This window comes from Microcoleus sp. MOSTC5 (genome assembly GCF_036701825.1).
In the GTDB taxonomy this organism is placed as follows: Bacteria; Cyanobacteriota; Cyanobacteriia; order Cyanobacteriales; family Microcoleaceae; genus Microcoleus; species Microcoleus asticus.
The window spans coordinates 1-1,482 of record NZ_JAUBRK010000173.1; the positions used below are offsets into that span (position 1 = coordinate 1).

Here is a 1,482-nt window from a genome sequence, read left to right on the forward strand (position 1 = left end):
CCAATGGCACTGAAAAAGTGAGCAAAAAAAAATCTGTAAGGCAATATCTGCATGGATAATTGCCTTACAAACCCAAATATCTATCTCTAGTATGCCCAATCGTGCGTCTATTCTCAAGCAACAATTTTTACAGAGTGTCGCCTTACCCTGGAAAGAATTGCTACCAGACTCTAAAGTCCAAGAGCTTCTTGCCCTGGAGAATATCAGATATTACAGCAGCGTCTATACACCGATAGTGACCTTATGGGCGATGGTATGCCAGATACTAGATCCAGACAAAAGTTTGAGTCAAGCGGTGAAGCGGATGAGTACCTGGTTGAGTGTAGCCGGAGCCCAGCCTCCTTCTTCAGACACGGGGGCATACAGTAAAGCTCGTCAACGACTACCTGAAAGATTTGTCCAACAGTTAGTACCCATAGTGGCAGAGGCATTAGAAAAGCAAGTTCCAATAGAACAACAATGGTGTGGGCGCTCGGTACGGGTTCTAGACGGAACAACTGTGCTCATGAGTGATACTGCTACTAATCAAGCCGAGTATCCGCAACACAGCAATCAAAAAACAGGGTGTGGATTTCCGATTGCAAAAATGGTAGTACTCTTTTCATTGCTCACAGGTGCAGTGGTATCGGCTGGTATTGCTTCATTGGCGACGAGCGAGATTGTGATGAGCCGCCTGCTGTATGCGAATTTAGTTCCCTCCGATGTGATATTAGCCGATCGAGCTTATGGCAATTATGTCGATTTAGTTTTGGTAAAACAGCAGGGAGCAGACGCTGTTTTTCGGAAAAATCATCTCCGTAAGACCGACTTTCGACGGGGTAAGAAGTTGGGAATTGGTGACCATCAAGTAGTCTGGAATAAGCCCCCACATTGTCCCAAACACATGAGTCATGAGGATTTTGAGGAATTACCATCTAATTTTATCGTTCGGGAAGTCTGCTTGCGAATTAAACGCCGTGGCTTTCGACAAGAGCGTATTATTGTAGTCACAACGTTACTGGACGCCAAACGCTACACTGTTGACAAATTAACTCTGTTATATGGACTTCGCTGGGGAGCTGCTGAAGTCAGTCTCCGCCATCTTAAAACAACTTTGAAAATGGAGATGTTAACAGCTAAAACTCCGGCAATGGTCAGAAAAGATATCTGGGCACACTTATTGGCTTACACTTTATTACGTACCATTATGTGGCAGGCCGTATCTTCGTCAGAACATACAGCTTTTCAACTCTCCTTCCAATCAACTCGGCAGCAGTTTAATCAGTTATTGACGCTGTTGGCAGCTACAGGAAAACACCAACAGCGACAATGGCATCAATTTCTGTTGGAGCAGGTCGCAACTAATTTACTCATGATGCGACCCCATCGTTCCGAACCAAGGGTGTTGAAACACAGACCGAAGCCGTATCCTCGAATGCAGGAACCTCGCTCTATCTTAAAAAGTAAACAGGCTAGGTGATTGAGACTTTTTCAGTGCCATTG

Annotated in this window: 1 protein-coding gene; it reads left to right on the forward strand. The window is 44.9% G+C overall.

Annotated elements, in window-relative coordinates; translation table 11 throughout:
* The first annotated feature begins 91 nt into the window (after nucleotides 1-91).
* A complete protein-coding gene (locus QUA54_RS34190) occupies nucleotides 92-1,459 on the forward strand; it encodes an IS4 family transposase (protein ID WP_445301620.1) in 1,368 nt (455 codons plus the stop codon).
* The last annotated feature ends 23 nt before the right edge of the window (nucleotides 1,460-1,482 follow it).